Source organism: Micromonospora sp. C28ISP2-4 (assembly GCF_030519385.1).
Classification (GTDB): domain Bacteria; phylum Actinomycetota; class Actinomycetes; order Mycobacteriales; family Micromonosporaceae; genus Micromonospora; species Micromonospora tulbaghiae.
Map to the genome: position 1 here is coordinate 28429 of NZ_JAUMKG010000005.1, position 17189 is coordinate 45617.

At 69.8% G+C, this 17189-nt stretch carries 5 protein-coding genes; 1 reads left to right on the forward strand and 4 read right to left on the reverse strand.

The window, feature by feature from the left end; translation table 11 throughout:
• Positions 1–31 precede the first annotated feature (31 nt).
• Positions 32–4081 (reverse strand): amino acid adenylation domain-containing protein, encoded by a 4050-nt coding sequence (locus Q3W68_RS19105; protein WP_302906732.1) that lies wholly within the window; start codon positions 4079–4081, stop codon positions 32–34.
• Positions 4078–7458 carry an amino acid adenylation domain-containing protein gene (locus Q3W68_RS19110; protein WP_302906733.1) on the reverse strand — a complete coding sequence of 1127 codons (3381 nt, stop codon included), beginning with the start codon at positions 7456–7458 and terminating at the stop codon, positions 4078–4080. The genes Q3W68_RS19105 and Q3W68_RS19110 overlap by 4 nt, the downstream gene beginning before the upstream one ends.
• A gap of 317 nt (positions 7459–7775) precedes the next feature.
• On the opposite strand from Q3W68_RS19110, the gene Q3W68_RS19115 reads away from it, so the two are divergent.
• Positions 7776–9119 carry an MFS transporter gene (locus Q3W68_RS19115; RefSeq protein ID WP_302906734.1) on the forward strand — a complete coding sequence of 448 codons (1344 nt, stop codon included), beginning with the start codon at positions 7776–7778 and terminating at the stop codon, positions 9117–9119.
• Positions 9120–9165: 46 nt separating this feature from the next.
• Here the strand turns inward: Q3W68_RS19115 and Q3W68_RS19120 are convergent, their stop codons facing one another.
• Together Q3W68_RS19120 and Q3W68_RS19125 are read right to left on the reverse strand one after the other, a co-directional pair.
• Positions 9166–9831, reverse strand: a complete 666-nt coding sequence (locus tag Q3W68_RS19120; RefSeq protein WP_302906735.1) for a response regulator transcription factor — start codon at positions 9829–9831, stop codon at positions 9166–9168.
• Between the two features lie 339 nt (positions 9832–10170).
• A complete protein-coding gene (locus Q3W68_RS19125) occupies positions 10171–17025 on the reverse strand; it encodes a non-ribosomal peptide synthetase (RefSeq protein ID WP_302906736.1) in 6855 nt (2284 codons plus the stop codon).
• Positions 17026–17189 lie beyond the last annotated feature (164 nt).

The window sequence follows — 17189 nt, forward strand, 5'->3', positions numbered from 1 at the left end:
CGGCACCGGGCGGGGACGGACGGGGTCGCTTTCAACTACACCCGTGAATCAGATCGTCGATGATTGATGCGACGTCGGTCAGGTGTGGTTCCCGTAGCATGCTGTAGTGGGTACCAGGCACCCGCCGGTGCTCGACCCGGGCGAGGTTCGCCTCGATCCACCGACGCGTGTGGTGGTCGCCCGAATCCTCCGCGGTCAGCAGCGACACCACCCCGTCGTACGGTGCCGGACGGTAGCGGCGGAACGCCAACGCGTTGGCCCGGAACACCGCGCTGCGACGGGCCATCTCGTCGACCGCCTCGGCCGGCACGAGTCCTCGCTCGCGGAGCGCGGCCAGGACCGCCGCGGTCCGCTCATCGGGCGGCAGCGCGGCGAGCCGGTCGCGGTCCAGCGCCGGCACGTCGGCGTCTTGGAGCGCCGCGACGTCCGCGGCGAAGTCGATCAGTAGTTCGGTGTCGTCCGGCAGCGGGCCGTCCCCAGCCGGGGACGAGGTGTCCAGCAGCAGCAACAGCTCCACCCGCTCGCCGTCCCGGGCCAGCCGGCCGGCCATCTGGTAGGCGACCATCCCGCCGAACGACCAGCCACCGAGCCGGTACGGCCCGTGCGGCTGGCGGCGGCGCAGCTCCGCAACGTACCGGGCCGCCATCTCCGTCAGGTCCGTGCACGGCTCGCCGTCGTGCAGCCCCGCGGCCTCGAAACCCCACACCGGCAGGTCGCTGGGGAGCAGCGCGACCAATGGCAGGTACGGCACGACGGAGCCGCCCACCGGGTGTACCAGGTGCAACGGTGTCCGGCTGCCCTCGGCACGCAGCGGCACCAGCGACGATGCCGTCTCCCGGTCCTCGCCGCCGGTTCGGGCGGTGTCGATGGCGGTGGCCATGGTGGTGAGGGTGGGGTGGGTGTAGAGGGTGCGTAGGGGGAGGGTGATGTGGAAGTGGTTGTGGATGTGGGTGATGAGTTGGATGGCGTGGAGGCTGTTGCCGCCGGTGGTGAAGAAGTTGTCGTGGGGTTGGGGGTTGGGGTTGTTGGTGAGGGTGGTCCAGATGGTGGCGAGGGTGTGTTCGGTGGGGGTGTGGGGTCGGTGGTGGGTGGGGGTGTCGGTGTGGGGGAGGGGGAGTTGTTTGCGGTCGATTTTTCCGCTGGTGGTGAGGGGGAGGTGGGTGATGGGGGTGATGGTGGCGGGGATGAGGTGCAGGGGGAGGTGGTCGGTGAGCCAGGTGCGGAGGTCGGTGGTGAGTTGGTCGGGGTGGGGGTGGTCGGTGGTGATCCAGGCGATGAGGTGGGGGGTGGTGTGGGGGTCGGGTTGGTGGGTGCCGGCGATGGCGTGGTTGATGTGGGGGTGGGTGGTGAGGGTGTTTTCGATTTCGCCGAGTTCGATGCGTTGGCCGTTGATTTTGACCTGGTGGTCGTTGCGGCCGAGGTATTCGAGGGTGCCGTCGGGGTTCCAGGTGGCGATGTCGCCGGTGCGGTAGAGGCGTTGGCCGGTGGTGGGGTGGGTGATGAAGGTGTGATGGGTGAGGTCGTCGCGGTGGTGGTAGCCGCGGGCGAGGCAGGTGCCTGCGAGGTGGAGTTCGCCGGGGATGCCGATGGGGGTGGGCTGGTGGTGGGGGTCGAGGACGTGGCATTGGGTGTTGGCGATGGGTCGGCCGATGGGGATGGTGGGGTCGGTGTGGTGGGGGTGGCATTGCCAGTAGGTGACGTCGACGGCGGCTTCGGTGGGGCCGTAGAGGTTGTGGAGTTCGGCGTCGAGGTGAGTGAAGAAGCGGTCGCGTAGGTCGGCGGTGAGGGCTTCGCCGCTGCAGAAGACGCGGGTGAGGGTGGTGGGTGCGGTGGTGGTGTCGAGGTGGTTCAGGAAGTGGCGGAGCATGGCGGGGACGAAGTGGATGGTGGTGATGTTCTCGCTGGTGATGGTGTGGGTGAGGTAGGCGTTGTCGCGGTGTCCCTCGGGCTGGGCGAGGACGAGGCGGGCGCCGACCATGAGGGGCCAGAAGAATTCCCAGACGGAGACGTCGAAGGTGTAGGGGGTTTTCTGCAGGACGGCGTCGTGGGCGTGCAGCGGGTAGGTGTGTTGCATCCAGCGCAGGCGGTTGTCGATGGCGCGGTGTTCGACCATGACGCCTTTGGGTTGGCCGGTGGAGCCGGAGGTGTAGATGACGTAGGCCAGGTTGTCGGGGGTGACTGCGGTTTCGGGTGGGGTGTCGGGGTGGGTGGCGACGGTGGGCCAGTCGGTGTCCAGGGCCAGGTGGGGTGTGGTGTCGGGGAGCCGGTCGGTGAGGTGTTGCTGGGTGAGCACCACGGGCACGCCGGTGTCGTCGATGAGGTAGCGCAGGCGTTCGCGGGGATGGTCGGGGTCCAGGGGGACGTAGGCGGCGCCGGCTTTGAGGGTGGCCAGTAGGGCCACGACGAGTTCGGTGCTGCGCTGGGCGCAGATGCCGACGAGCCGGTCGGGTCCGGCGCCGAGGTCGATGAGGTGCCGGGCGAGTTGGTTGGCGCGTCGGTCCAGTTGCGCGTAGGTGAGGTCGGCGCCTGCGTAACGCACGGCCACCGCGTCGGGAGTGCGGGCGGCCTGCCGGCTGATCGTCTCGTGCAGACACGCCGCGGGTCCGTGGTCCACCGCCGTGTCGTTGAACGAGTCCAGCAGCCGCTGTTCCTCCTCGTCCAGCAACGGCAGCCGACTCACCGGCAGCCCCGGGTCCGCTACCGCGGCGGCCAGCACCCGACCCAGATGAGCGACCAACCGCCGAACCCGACCTTCCCCGAACAACTCCGTCGAGTACTCCACCGACAGATCCATGGCCCCGTCCGGCTGCTCGCGCACCGTGATGCCGAAGTCGAAGCGGGAGCGCTTCGACTCGTACGGCAACGTCTCGCTGTCGATGCCGGGGAACTGGAGAGAGGTGTTCGTGGTGCCTGCGGGCTGGAACGAGAAGCTGGTTTGGAAGAGGGGGTTTCGGCTGGGGTCGCGTGGGGGTTTGAGGTGGCTGACGAGGGTGCTGAAGGGGATGTCCTGGTGTTGCAGGGCGCCGAGGACGGTGTCGTTGCAGCGGTTGATCAGGGTGTGGAAGTCGGGGTCGCCGGTGAGGTCGGTGCGGAGCACGACGGTGTTGGCGAAGTAGCCGACGAGGGGTTCGACTTCGGGGTGGTGGCGGCCGCTGAACACGGAGCCGACGGTGATGTCGCTCTGGCCGGTGTAGCGGGACAGGACCACGGTGAAGCCGGCCAGGAGGGTGGCCAGGAGAGAGGCGTTGTGGTCGGTGGCGAGTCGGCGGAGGCGGTGGCCGAGGTCGCGGGGCAGGTGGGCCCGGTAGCTGGCGCCGGCCCAGGTGCGTTCGGCGGGCCGGGGCCGGTCGGTGGGCAGGTCGAGGGTGGGCAGGTCGCGCAGGTTGTGTTCCCAGTAGGTGAGGTGTTCGCGGAGGGTGTCGCCGGTGAGCTGGCGGCGTTGCCAGGCGGCGACGTCGGCGGGCTGGACGGTCAGCGGGGGTAGCTGGGGTTGCCGGCCCTGGGTGAGGGCCTGGTAGGCCTCGGACAGTTCGTGGGTGAGGATGCTGACCGACCAGCCGTCGGTGACGGCGTGGTGCAGGCTCAGCAGCAGCACGTGGTCATCGGTGTGCAGGCGCAGCAGGGCGGCGCGCAGCAGCGGTCCGGTGGCCAGGTCGAACGGCCGCTGGGCCTCGGTGTCGGCGTGGCGGACCGCTTCGGTGAACGGGTCCTCGGCGGTGGACAGGTCGATCACCGGCAGGTCCGGGCCGTCGCCTGCAGCGTCGATGAGCAGGCGCGGACTGCCGTCGCCTGCGGTGGTGAACCGGGTCCGTAACGCCTCGTGCCGGGCGGTCAGCAGCTGTAACCCCGACCGCAACGCCGCGACGTCCAGCTCACCACGCAGCCGCAACGCGAACGGCACGTTGTAGACCGTCTGCCCCGGATCCAACCGGTCCAGGAACCACAACCCCTCCTGCTGGAACGACGGCAACAACGGCTCGTCCCGCGACACCACCGGCACACCCCGTTGCACCGACGCCCGCTCCCGCAACCGCCGCCGTAACAACTCGCGGCGCTTCTCCTCGATGGTCGGCGTGCTCATCGGTCCTCCCCGGTGACTGACGGGTTCGAGTCGTCGGCGCTCTCGGCGAGCAGCCGGTCCAGCTCCTCCTCGGACAGCTGGTCGATCTCCTCGGCGAGCCGGTCCTGCTCGGCTTGTGTGGCGGTGTCGATGGCGGTGGCCATGGTGGTGAGGGTGGGGTGGGTGTAGAGGGTGCGTAGGGGGAGGGTGATGTGGAAGTGGTTGTGGATGTGGGTGATGAGTTGGATGGCGTGGAGGCTGTTGCCGCCGGTGGTGAAGAAGTTGTCGTGGGGTTGGGGGTTGGGGTTGTTGGTGAGGGTGGTCCAGATGGTGGCGAGGGTGTGTTCGGTGGGGGTGTGGGGTCGGTGGTGGGTGGGGGTGTCGGTGTGGGGGAGGGGGAGTTGTTTGCGGTCGATTTTTCCGCTGGTGGTGAGGGGGAGGTGGGTGATGGGGGTGATGGTGGCGGGGATGAGGTGCAGGGGGAGGTGGTCGGTGAGCCAGGTGCGGAGGTCGGTGGTGAGTTGGTCGGGGTGGGGGTGGTCGGTGGTGATCCAGGCGATGAGGTGGGGGGTGGTGTGGGGGTCGGGTTGGTGGGTGCCGGCGATGGCGTGGTTGATGTGGGGGTGGGTGGTGAGGGTGTTTTCGATTTCGCCGAGTTCGATGCGTTGGCCGTTGATTTTGACCTGGTGGTCGTTGCGGCCGAGGTATTCGAGGGTGCCGTCGGGGTTCCAGGTGGCGATGTCGCCGGTGCGGTAGAGGCGTTGGCCGGTGGTGGGGTGGGTGATGAAGGTGTGATGGGTGAGGTCGTCGCGGTGGTGGTAGCCGCGGGCGAGGCAGGTGCCTGCGAGGTGGAGTTCGCCGGGGATGCCGATGGGGGTGGGCTGGTGGTGGGGGTCGAGGACGTGGCATTGGGTGTTGGCGATGGGTCGGCCGATGGGGATGGTGGGGTCGGTGTGGTGGGGGTGGCATTGCCAGTAGGTGACGTCGACGGCGGCTTCGGTGGGGCCGTAGAGGTTGTGGAGTTCGGCGTCGAGGTGAGTGAAGAAGCGGTCGCGTAGGTCGGCGGTGAGGGCTTCGCCGCTGCAGAAGACGCGGGTGAGGGTGGTGGGTGCGGTGGTGGTGTCGAGGTGGTTCAGGAAGTGGCGGAGCATGGCGGGGACGAAGTGGATGGTGGTGATGTTCTCGCTGGTGATGGTGTGGGTGAGGTAGGCGTTGTCGCGGTGTCCCTCGGGCTGGGCGAGGACGAGGCGGGCGCCGACCATGAGGGGCCAGAAGAATTCCCAGACGGAGACGTCGAAGGTGTAGGGGGTTTTCTGCAGGACGGCGTCGTGGGCGTGCAGCGGGTAGGTGTGTTGCATCCAGCGCAGGCGGTTGTCGATGGCGCGGTGTTCGACCATGACGCCTTTGGGTTGGCCGGTGGAGCCGGAGGTGTAGATGACGTAGGCCAGGTTGTCGGGGGTGACTGCGGTTTCGGGTGGGGTGTCGGGGTGGGTGGCGACGGTGGGCCAGTCGGTGTCCAGGGCCAGGTGGGGTGTGGTGTCGGGGAGCCGGTCGGTGAGGTGTTGCTGGGTGAGCACCACGGGCACGCCGGTGTCGTCGATGAGGTAGCGCAGGCGTTCGCGGGGATGGTCGGGGTCCAGGGGGACGTAGGCGGCGCCGGCTTTGAGGGTGGCCAGTAGGGCCACGACGAGTTCGGTGCTGCGCTGGGCGCAGATGCCGACGAGCCGGTCGGGTCCGGCGCCGAGGTCGATGAGGTGCCGGGCGAGTTGGTTGGCGCGTCGGTCCAGTTGCGCGTAGGTGAGGTCGGCGCCTGCGTAACGCACGGCCACCGCGTCGGGAGTGCGGGCGGCCTGCCGGCTGATCGTCTCGTGCAGACACGCCGCGGGTCCGTGGTCCACCGCCGTGTCGTTGAACGAGTCCAGCAGCCGCTGTTCCTCCTCGTCCAGCAACGGCAGCCGACTCACCGGCAGCCCCGGGTCCGCTACCGCGGCGGCCAGCACCCGACCCAGATGAGCGACCAACCGCCGAACCCGACCTTCCCCGAACAACTCCGTCGAATATTCGACGAGCACTTCGAGCTCGTCATCGGGGCCCTGAATGGCGGTCACCGTCATGTCGAACCGCGACCGGGTGGTGTGGAAGGGGAGCATTTCCCCGGGCACCTCACCCAATCCGAAACCCGAATCCGCCGGCCCCGACGAACGTAGGGAGAAGCTGGTTTGGAAGAGGGGGTTTCGGCTGGGGTCGCGTGGGGGTTTGAGGTGGCTGACGAGGGTGCTGAAGGGGATGTCCTGGTGTTGCAGGGCGCCGAGGACGGTGTCGTTGCAGCGGTTGATCAGGGTGTGGAAGTCGGGGTCGCCGGTGAGGTCGGTGCGGAGCACGACGGTGTTGGCGAAGTAGCCGACGAGGGGTTCGACTTCGGGGTGGTGGCGGCCGCTGAACACGGAGCCGACGGTGATGTCGCTCTGGCCGGTGTAGCGGGACAGGACCACGGTGAAGCCGGCCAGGAGGGTGGCCAGGAGAGAGGCGTTGTGGTCGGTGGCGAGTCGGCGGAGGCGGTGGCCGAGGTCGCGGGGCAGGTGGGCCCGGTAGCTGGCGCCGGCCCAGGTGCGTTCGGCGGGCCGGGGCCGGTCGGTGGGCAGGTCGAGGGTGGGCAGGTCGCGCAGGTTGTGTTCCCAGTAGGTGAGGTGTTCGCGGAGGGTGTCGCCGGTGAGCTGGCGGCGTTGCCAGGCGGCGACGTCGGCGGGCTGGACGGTCAGCGGGGGTAGCTGGGGTTGCCGGCCCTGGGTGAGGGCCTGGTAGGCCTCGGACAGTTCGTGGGTGAGGATGCTGACCGACCAGCCGTCGGTGACGGCGTGGTGCAGGCTCAGCAGCAGCACGTGGTCATCGGTGTGCAGGCGCAGCAGGGCGGCGCGCAGCAGCGGTCCGGTGGCCAGGTCGAACGGCCGCTGGGCCTCGGTGTCGGCGTGGCGGACCGCTTCGGTGAACGGGTCCTCGGCGGTGGACAGGTCGATCACCGGCAGGTCCGGGCCGTCGCCTGCAGCGTCGATGAGCAGGCGCGGACTGCCGTCGCCTGCGGTGGTGAACCGGGTCCGTAACGCCTCGTGCCGGGCGGTCAGCAGCTGTAACCCCGACCGCAACGCCGCGACGTCCAGCTCACCACGCAGCCGCAACGCGAACGGCACGTTGTAGACCGTCTGCCCCGGATCCAACCGGTCCAGGAACCACAACCCCTCCTGCTGGAACGACGGCAACAACGGCTCGTCCCGCGACACCACCGGCACACCCCGTTGCACCGACGCCCGCTCCCGCAACCGCCGCCGCAACAACTCCTGCTTGACGTCGGACAGCATCGACACTCGATCCGTCGTGGCGTCCTCTCGCCGCATCTGCGTCATGGCCCCTCGCTCGTCGGTCGCGGGAATCTGATCCGGAATGCTCCTCACGCTAGGTAGCGCGGAGGACGGCGTCTGCCTCGTGACGTTGATTCGGCAGGCGCTGCTGGGTTGCAGTTGAGCGGCTCAAACGCATTTTCCGAGGTAATCAGCGCCATCATTTTGCTTACCTTGATGACGTCGCCGGGCCGAGTGCCCGGGTTGGCGGTAACGTCGGTATGCCCGGGACGTCCCCCGTCCCGAGCCTGAAGTTCGCCGGGCACGCCTTTTCGCACGGCAACCCCCTTTGACGTACGCGAGCCCGCAGTGGAGGACCGCAGGTGAAGGCATCCGCAGACGTCCCGTTGAACCGCAACGCCAGCTTCCTCAAGTTGTGGGGCGGGCAGTCGGTCGCGCTGCTGGGCAGCAAGGTGTCGCAGTTGGCGCTGCCGCTGGTGGCGATCTACACCCTGGATGCCAGCCCGTCCATGGTCGGCCTGATCGGCACCGCGACGTTCCTGCCGTACCTGTTGTTCGCCCTCTGGGCGGGGGCCTGGATCGACAGGCGCCGCCGGCTCCCCATCATGATCACCACCGACGTGGTGCGTGGCGTCGTCCTGCTCGGCATCCTCGGCCTGGCGGTGACCGGCACGCTGACCATGTGGATCATGCTGGGCCTGGTCTTCGTGTTCAGCACCTGCTCGGTGCTGTTCGAGCTCTGCTACTACTCGTTCGTCCCGTCGATCGTGCCGTCTCGTGACCTTGTCGCGGCGAACAGCCGGTTGCAGGCCAGCGACTCGGTCGCCGAAGTCGGCGGTCCCGGCCTCGGCGGTGTGCTGGTGCAACTGCTCACCGCACCGTTCGCGCTGCTGGCGCAGATGATCTCGTTCGTCGTGTCGGCCGTGACGCTGGCGTCGATCCGGGATCGGGAGCCGCAGCCCGAGCCGCCTGCCGGGGGCGCTCCACCGATCATGGCCCAGATCCGCCAGGGCCTGGTGACTGTCGTACGCGCTCCGTTGCTGCGTACCCTCGTGGTGAGCGCCGCCCTCTACAACTTCTTCGCCAACTGGGTGATGGCGTTGTTCCCGGTCTTCGCCGTCCGGGCGCTGGACCTCAACGCCGCGACGATCGGTCTGATCCGCTCCTGCGGGGCGATCGGTGGCGTGCTCGGCGCCGTCGCCGCCGGGCGGCTCATCGCGCGGCTGGGCATCGGCCGCTCGTACCTGGCGTCGATCGTCCTGCCGTTCGTGGCGTTCGTCGTCATCGCCGTGACGCCGGCGAACACGGCGTTCACCGTGGTGGTGCTGACCGTGGCGTTCGCCGCCAGCGGCTTCCTCGTCGTGTCGAACGTGGTCGCGATCAGTGTCCGGCAGACCATCACCCCCAACGACCTGCTCGGCCGGATGAATGCCACCTACAAGTTCATCTCCTACGGGGTGATCGCCCTGGGCACCTTCGCCGGCGGAGTGGTCGGCGACCTGCTCAGCCTCCGGGCCGGAATGATCATCGGTGCGGTGGGTCTGGTGCTCAACGTGCTCTGGATCCTGGCCAGCCCGCTGCGGCCCATGCGTGAGCTGCCGGAGCCGGTCGACGAGACGCCGGCATCGGGACCGGAGCCCGGGGCCGACCGGGAGGCGCCGCCATCGCGCGAGGTGGTCGAGGATGCGCCGATCAGCCGGGGCTGAGCAACTTCCGTCGGTGGCTCCGCCCCGGCCCACCGACCGCGCGCGGTCAGTTGAAGTTGACCAGCCCCGCCTGATAGGCGAAGGAGACGAGCTGGGCGCGGTCCCGGACCTGGAGCTTGCACCGCAGGCGATAGATGTGGGTCCGCACCGTCGCCACGCCGATGTAGAGCTTGCTCGCGATCTGCTCGACCGACAGCCCTTGCGCGGTGAGCAGCAGGATCTCCCGCTCCCTGGTGGTGAGCGTCATGGCCAGGGGGTCCAGCGGACGCGGCTGCTCGGTCTCGTGCTTGCGGAACCAGTCGAGCAGTCGCCGGGCCACCGACGGGCCGAGCATCGCCTGCCCCCGGGTCACCGCCCGGATCGCGAGCACCAGCTCCTCGCGGCTGGCGTCATCCGACAACAGCGCGTTGGCTCCGGCCCGCAGCACCTCCGTGTGCGTCTCTTCGGAGCCCTCGACCGCGTACACCACCACCGGGGGGTTGGTCTGTTCGTTGTCGCCGCGCAGCCGACGGGTCAGGTCGGTGCCCGACATTCCGCGCAGGCGTAGTCCGGTCACCACGGCGTGGGGCCGTTCGGAGCGTACGAGCATCAGGGCGTGCACACCGCTGTCCGCCACACCCACGATGTCGAAGTCGGGCTCCGCCGACAGCAACCGCTGCAAGCCAGCAGTGACCAGCGGTCGCTCGTCGCAGATGAGTACCCGAAGCGCCATCCTAGGAACACCCCCGTTTGTCCGGCCCCCCATCGGCAGCCGAGAGAGGGCCCCTGTCCTGTCGGCAGGCCGTGGAACATTCACGGACCTGATTGCGAAGATTAAGTGCCCTCCGGCAACTGTGCTATTCAGCGCATGCGCGCTTACTTTCCGTTACTGGGGTCCTCGGGCCACCCGAAGTGAGTTGACCTGCCTGTTTCCAACCGAGGCACGCGTAGTTCTGGTAGAAGCTTTCGGATGATGGGATCCGGCGGGCGGAAAGGTCCGGCATCTGAAACGTTGCCGTCCGGCTTGACGCTCTGTCGCCGGCACCACAAACGGCCGGCGCCGGCACCTGTGCTACCGGTCCAGGTCGGCGAGGGCCGCCGCCAGTACGGGACCGAGCTGCCTCAGGGCGGGGGCGCGCATCATGCGGTGGTGCGTCGTGGCGACCTCGTGCGTGATGATGTGACCGCCGATGTAGGGACGCCATTGATCCGCCAACCCGGACGGGCCGGCCGTGCAGAGCAGCAGGTCGCCCCCGAACACGCTCGGCGTGAAGCGGCTCTGCAGCCGCAGGCTGTGCCGGACGTTGGCGGTGATCCGCGCGACGGTATGGTCCGGGAGGCTGGCCTGGTCGAGTTCATCCCCGAGTGCCTGCTCGATGCTGTCGTCCGGGAGTTCCTCGCCGGTCCGGTCCACGACCGGGGGCACATCCAGGATCGCCAGCAACGACACCTTCTCGCCGGCCTGCTCGAGACGGACCGCGAGCGCGTGGGCGACCAGACCGCCGAACGACCAGCCCAGCAACTGGTAGGGACCCTCCGGTTGCACCCGCCTGATGTGGGACAGGTAGTCTTCGGCCATCTGCTCGACGCTCTCCGGCATCACGCCCCCGTCGACGAGACCGGCCGCCTGCAGCCCGTAGAGCGGCGTCTCCCGGTCGACGTGGTGCAGCAGGCCCGCGTACGACCAGCTCATCCCGCTCGACGGATGGATGCAGAACACGGGAGGCAGGCTGCCGTGTCCGCGTAGCGCGAGCAGCGTGTCGAAGGCTCCGCCCCTGGTGTCGCCCGCGATCGACCGGGCCAGCCCTGCGGCCGTCGGAGCATGGAACAGCGCGCCCACGCCCACGTCCACCCCGAGCACTGTGCGCACCCTGCTGATCAGGCCGGCCGCCAGCAGCGAGTGTCCGCCCAGCTCGAAGAACCCGTCGTCCGGGCCTACCTCGTCGAGACCGAGTACCTCGGCGAAGAGCCGGCACAACGCCGCCTCCATCGGCGAACGCGGGCCGCCGGCCGCCCCGGCGAACACCGGCTCCGGCAGCCGTCTGCGGTCGAGTTTCCCGTTGGGCAGCAGCGGGAGATCGTCGAGGACCATGACCACGGCCGGCACGAGGAAGGCGGGCAACCGCTCGGCGGTGAACCCGCGCGCCACGACGCCCAGGTCCGGCGCGGCGTCCGGTTCCGGTGTCACGTACCCCACCAGGCACGGCTCGCCCCGGCTGTCCGACCGGACGACCACCGCGGCCCGCGCCACCCCCGGGCATCCGACGAGCGCCGCCTCCGCCTCGCCCGGTTCCACCCGGAACCCACGGATCTTCACCTGATCGTCGGACCGGCCCCGGAACTCGAGGTAGCCGTCCGGATGCCAGCGGGCCAGGTCGCCGGTGCGGTACATCCGACCACCCGGCGGGCCGTACGGGTCGGGTACGAACCGCTCGGCCGTCAGCCCGGGACGGTTGCCGTATCCCCGGGGCAGGCCCGCGCCGGCGGTGTACAGGTCCCCCACGACCCCGACCGGCACCGGGCGCAGGCCGACATCGAGCACGTAGGCGCGAAGGTTCGGCAGCAGCCGCCCGATGGGCACGGGTGAGGGCCAGCCGGCGACGTCGCCGTCCAGAGTGTGCGCCGTGACGACCTGGGCCTCGGTCGACCCGTAGTTGTTGTGCAGCCGGCGGCCCGGCAGGCGTCCGCAGAACGCCCTGACCTGCCGGCTCACCGTCAGCGCCTCGCCGGCTTGGACGATGTCTCGCAGGTCCGGCAGGTCGGCGTGCAGCTCGTTGGCGGCGCCGGCGAGCGCGTCGATCAGCAGGTTCGGCGCGAACAACTCGTTGACCCGGTGCCGTTCGAGCCACCGGACCAGCCGTGGCGGGTCCGTGCGCACGTCGCCCGGCACGATCACCAGGGTGCGACCGGACGTCAGCGCGGACAGCATCTCCTGGAGTGACACGTCGAAGCTCAACGAGGCGAACTGCGCGGTGCGGATCCCGGGACCCCGGCCGAGCACCGTGTTGTGCCACTCGAACATGTTCACCATGACGTCCGGCGTCATGACCACGCCCTTCGGCCGCCCAGTGGAGCCGGAGGTGTAGATGACGTACGCCGGGGTCAGCCGGTGCACGGGCGCAATCCGTTCGTCGTCGCGCACCGGACGGGCGGGGTAGGCCGCCAGGTCGGTGTCGTCGACGGCGATGCACGCGTACGCGCCGTCGGGCACCGAGGCGCGCAGGTCCGTGGTGGTCAGCACCGTCACCGGGTTCGCGTCACCCAGCATGAACGCGATCCGCTCAGTCGGATAGTCCGGATCGATCGGCAGGTACGTGCCGCCCGCCTTGAGGATCGCCGTCAGACAGGCCACGACGTCCACCGACCGCCGGATCAGCACGGCAACCGTCCGTTCCGGGCCGACGCCGTGGTCGATGAGCAGCCGCGCCAGCCGGTTTGCCCGCTCGGCCAGCTCGGCGTAGGTCACCTGGCTGTCGCCGTGGACGACGGCCGCCGCATCCGGCGCGCGCGCCACCTGCTCGTCGAACAGGTCCGCGAGCGGGGCGAACGGTACGGCCCGGGCCGTGTCGTTCCAGTCGACCAGAACTCGCCGCCGCTCGTCCTCGGTGAGCAGCTCGATCTGGGCCAGGGGCCGCTCCGGTTCGGCGGCTACCGCGGTCAGCAGCCGGCGCAGACGCGTCACGAGGGACACGGCCGTTTCGCGGTCGAACACGTCGGTGTTGAACTCGATCGTGCCGTCGAGCCGGTCCTCCCGGTCGGTAAAGTGCAGGAAGAGGTCGAACTTGGACGTACCGGTCGGGATGAATCCCTCCTCGGTCACGGTTAGTCCGTCCATCGGGATGTCGGTGGGCGGTGGCTTCTGCAGGCCGAGGAACACCTGGAACAGGGACTGGTGGGCGCGGGAGCGAGTCGGGTTGAGCATGTCGACCACGTGGTCGAAGGGCACGTCCTGATGCGCGTAGGCGTCCACGTCCACGTCCCGGACCCGGGCGAGCAGGCGCCGGAACGTCGGAGCGTCGGAGCAGTCGGTGCGCAGGACGAGCGTGTTGACGAAGAAGCCGACCAGGTCGTCCAGCGCCTCGTCGGTACGCCCGGCGACCGACGTGCCGATCGGGATGTCGGTGCCCGCGCCGAGCCGCGCGAGCAGCGCCACCAGACCGGCGTGCAGCACCATGAACAGGCTGGCGTCGTGCGTTGCGGCGAGCGTGGCCAGCGCGGCACGCATGTCCGCGTCCCAACTGAAACCGTGGAGGTCGCCCTGGTGGGTCTCGACGGCGGGATGCGGCCGGTCGGCGGGCAGCGGGATGCGGTCGGGCAGCCCCGACAGCGTGCGCCGCCAGTAGTCCAGCTGCGTGCTCTGGATGCTGTCGGGACGGGACGGGTCGCCGAGCAGCTCACGCTGCCAGAGCGTGTAGTCCACGTACTGCACGGGAAGCTCCGCCCAGGCGGGCGCCGCGCCGGTGCGCCGGGCGTCGTACGCGGCGCGGAGGTCCCTGACCAAGGGTGCGAGGGACCAGCCGTCCGCCGCGATGTGGTGCACCAGCACCATGAGGAGGTGATCGTCGTCCGTGACCTCGACCAGCCAGGCCCGGATCGGGAGGTCACGAGCGAGGTCGAAGGTGTTGCGGGCCAGCGGCCGTAGCACGCCGTCGAGGTCCTTCCCGTCCGCCCGCACCGATTCGACGTCCAGGTGGGCGGTGGCGGCTGGGATCACCTGTTGCCACGGCACGCCGTCGGTCTCGGGGTACACGGTGCGCAGGCTCTCGTGGCGGGTGACCACGTCGTTCAGCGCGGCCCGGAGGGCGGCGCCGTCCAGCTGGCCCCGCAGGCGCAGGGCCAGCGAAATGTTATACGTCGGCGAGGGTCCCTCCAGGCGGTGCAGGAACCACATCCTTGCCTGGGCCGGGGCCAGCGGCACCCGCTCGGGCCGCGGCATCGGCCGCAGCCTGAGCCGGCGTTCCCGGGCCTGCGCCACGACGTCCGCCAGGAGCGCGGGTGTGGGCGCGTCGAACGGCGCCCGCATGCCGAGTTCCACCCCGAGCACCGAACGCACCCGGCTGACCAGCCGCGTCACCAGCAGCGAATGCCCGCCCAGGTCGAAGAAGCTGTCCTCGGCACCGACCCCGTCGAGGCCGAGGACCTCGCCGAACAATCCGCACAGCTCGCTCTCCACGGGTGTCCGGGTGGCGCGCGACCGGGTACGGAACGTCGGCGCGGGGAGGGCCCGTCGGTCGACCTTCCCGGTGGGCGCGAGGGGGAACGTCTCGGAGACCACGACGGCCACGGGCACCATGTAGGCGGGTAGCCGCTGTTCGACGAATTCCTTTGCCGTCGCGCTCAGTCTCTCCCGGTCCACGGCGGCGCCGGCCAGGTCTGGCATGACGTGCCCGATCAGGCACCGCTCGCCCCGTGCGTCCGTGCCGGCGACGACCACCGCACCGGCCACGGCGGGGCAGCGCGCGAGGACCGACTCGACCTCGCCCAGTTCGATCCGGAAGCCGCGGATCTTGACCTGGTCGTCGGCCCGCCCCAGGTATTCGAGGCCGCCGCTGCCCAGTCGCACCAGGTCACCGGTCCGGTACAACCGTTCACCGGCACGGCCGAACGGATCCGGCACGAAGCGTTCGGCCGTCAGCCCGCCGCGACGCCAGTACCCCCATCCCAGGCCGGAACCGCCGACGTACAGCTCACCCGTCACGCCCGGCGGCACGAGGTCCATCTTCTCGTCCAGCACGTAGCAGCGGTATCCGGGCAGCGGCCGGCCGATCTGGCTGTGCGCGGAGAGCCGGTCGCGATCGAGCGCGGCATGGGTGACGTGCACCGTGGTCTCGGTGATGCCGTACATGTTGACCAGTTCGGGGTGGTGCGGGTCGTGCCGTTCGTACCACTGGTCCAGCCTCGCCAGGTCGAGCGCCTCGCCCCCGAAGATGACATAGCGCAGCGCGAGCCGGTTCGAGGTGACCGGGTCCTCGGCGTCGGCCCGCATCAGTTCGTAGAACGCCGACGGGATCTGGTTGAGCACCGTGACACGCCGGTCGGCCAGCAGGCGCAGGAGCTCGGGCGGGGACTGGGCGATCTCGGTCGGCACCACGACCAGCGTGCCGCCGTGCAGCAGGGCGCCCCACATCTCCCAGACCGAGAAGTCGAAGGCGTACGAGTGGAACAGCGTCCAGGTGTCGCCCGGACCGAAGTCGAACAGCTCGCCCGCCGCGGTGAACAGTGCTACGACGTTGCGGTGCGGGACGACCACGCCCTTCGGTCGGCCGGTGGACCCGGAGGTGTAGATCATGTAGGCGGCGTCGTCCGCGCGTGGTGACGAGGGCAGCCCTCCGTCCGGGCCGTCGGCCAGTCGGGCCGCGACCGCCGGGTCGTCGAGGTGGATCCGCTCGGGCCCGGCCGGGTGGACGCCCGGGCCGCCCGGGTCGATGTCCCCACCGTGCTCCGGCGGCAGCCGGTCGACCAGCAGGAGCGCGGGCGGAACCGGGTGGCCGGGCAGCGCGGCGGTGACGGCGGCGCGGAGGTCGTCCAGGAACGCGGTACGGCCGCGCCACCGCTGCCCCGGCTCCGGGTCGCCGGTCGCCGGGCGGTCGGTGGCGACACCACCACCGGCGGCGGGCCGGGTGGCGTAGACGTTGTGGAGCGCGGTGTCGCCCAGGAGCTGGTCCTGCGCATGGGTCACCTCGTACCCGCGCCCTCGCAGCAGGGTCAGCACGCTCGCCAGGCGGTCGTCGACGTCGTGCACCTCGACGACCACTTGGCGGATGAGGGGCCAGTGCTCGTCGTCGATGCCCTGGAGAACCTCGTACTCGGCGCTCTCCACGTCAACCTTCAGCAGGTCGATGCGCTCGACGCCGTGCTCCCGTACGACGTCGGAGAGCGTACGCAGCGGACAGGTGAAACGTTCGCTGGACAGGCCGGCGTCGACCAGCTCGTCGAGGTCCTCGTCGCTGATGCCCGTGTCGTCACCGGGTGCGTCGAGGAGATGGTCGGATCGGTTGCGCAGGTAGGACCGGACCAGGTCGTGCGCCGCCTCGGGGCTGGTACGGCTGGACGAGATGACCGTGTTGTACGGGTAGAAGGTGAACGTCTCCTCGCCGGTCTTCGCGGCGAGCCCGTACGGGAGCGCGGTGGCGGGCAGGTCGTGCAGCTCGACGTTGCGGCGCAGGGACTCGTACAGGGGCGGGACCGGTTCGAAGGCGAAGACGGTGGCGCGGGGCCAGTGCAGGCCGGCGAACAGCGTGAACATGCCGATGTTCGCGCCGACGTCGAAGATCACGTCGCCGTCACGGACGCTGATGCCGTGTCGCAGGTACCCGTGCCGGGTGAAGATCTCCTCGAAGAGGAATTCGGTCTCGCTCTTGTTCTGGTGGAACATCTCCACACCGTTGGGCAGCGTGTGGACCTGTCGCAGCGCGTCCGGGTCGGCACCGGCGAGGCGGCGCACGGCACCCGCGCGATCGTGAGCGGGCACCACGTACGCGACCGGTCCGGCGTCTACTCCGCCGCCGTCGTGGGCGAGCACACGGGCCTCCTCGACCGCCGAGTGGCCGGTAAGGACCGCCTCCATCCCGCCCAGGTCGGCGTCACCGGGGCCGAGCACGTCCGACGTGCCGACGACCACGACGGGCTCCGAGTCCCGCAGCATCCACGCCACGCGCTCCTCGGGAAAGGTCGGGTCCAACGGCACGTAGGCGGCTCCGCACTTCAGGACAGCGAGCAGTACCATCGGCACGTCCACCGACCGGTGCAACCGGACCCCGACGAACGTGCCCGGGCGGGCACCGTGCTCGGTCAGCAGCCGGGCCAACCGGTCGGCCCGGCGGCCGAGCTCGCGGTACGACACCGATTCCCGGCCGCATGCCAGCGCGACCGCGTCCGGCCGCTGTTGCACCTGCGCTTCGAAGAGGTCCACGAGGCTCGCGGTCACGGCCGCGGCTCCACCGGGCGATGCGACGACAGGAGAGTCACACTCGGCTCCTTCTCTTCGGCGCCAGGCCACTCCGCGCCGGAACCTTTCCCATCCCGGACGGAGGTCAGGAACTGACTCTAGGGACGCGGCCGGCGGCAGGAGAACTACTCAGATGGGTAGAC

Excerpts from the sequence above, each read along its gene's own strand:
- Q3W68_RS19105 (WP_302906732.1), bottom strand. The coding sequence starts at position 4,081 with ATGAGCACGCCGACCATCGAGGAGAAGCGCCGCGAGTTGTTACGGCGG.
- Q3W68_RS19110 (WP_302906733.1), bottom strand. The coding sequence starts at position 7,458 with ATGACGCAGATGCGGCGAGAGGACGCCACGACGGATCGAGTGTCGATG.
- Q3W68_RS19120 (WP_302906735.1), bottom strand. The coding sequence starts at position 9,831 with ATGGCGCTTCGGGTACTCATCTGCGACGAGCGACCGCTGGTCACTGCT.